This is a genomic window from Dyadobacter sp. (genome assembly GCF_051859145.1).
GTDB lineage: Bacteria > Bacteroidota > Bacteroidia > Cytophagales > Spirosomataceae > Dyadobacter.
On record NZ_JBHYGF010000575.1, the window covers coordinates 1 to 513 of the forward strand.

The 513-nt window shown below is 46.4% G+C and carries 1 protein-coding gene; it reads left to right on the forward strand.

Annotated elements, in window-relative coordinates; all coding sequences use genetic code 11:
* Positions 1 to 44 precede the first annotated feature (44 nt).
* On the forward strand, positions 45 to 513 hold a 469-nt coding region (locus ACTIE6_RS24305), incomplete at its 3' end, for a hypothetical protein (protein WP_439559090.1).

The following is a 513-nucleotide window of genomic DNA, read 5'->3' on the forward strand; positions in this document are numbered from 1 at the left end:
GCATATCCTATTCTGTCCTTCGCGTTGGGGCAATTACTTATGCCATGGATTATCCTAAGAAAGGCTTGGCATTGGGGGTTAGCCAAAGTATAATTGAGTCAGGGCCGCTGCTGGCGTTATTGATCGGCCCGATGCTTTTTGAAGTAATGAATCCTAGCTGGATCTTTTTGGTGATTGCACTGCTTTCGATTCCAGGAATATACTTTGCCTTAAAGCTGAAAGAAAGAGACCGGTCGCTAGCTCGCCCATTTAACTTCAAAATATCATTTCCAACAGTCTTTAACCGGCTAGCGTGTTTAGTTGATTTTGCAGTGGAAGGAATGCTCGTGGTTTTGATTGGGACCCTGTTGATGAGCGCGCAGCCTGATTGGTCACCGGTTGAAATCACCGCCGCAGCTGCCGGGTTTCTTTTCTTCCGGAGGATATGTTCCCTTTTAATTTCGCCTTTTGCGGGTTGGTCCGCTGACCGGTATGGGCTTGCGGATATTTACTCAGCTTCTATTTTGCTAATTT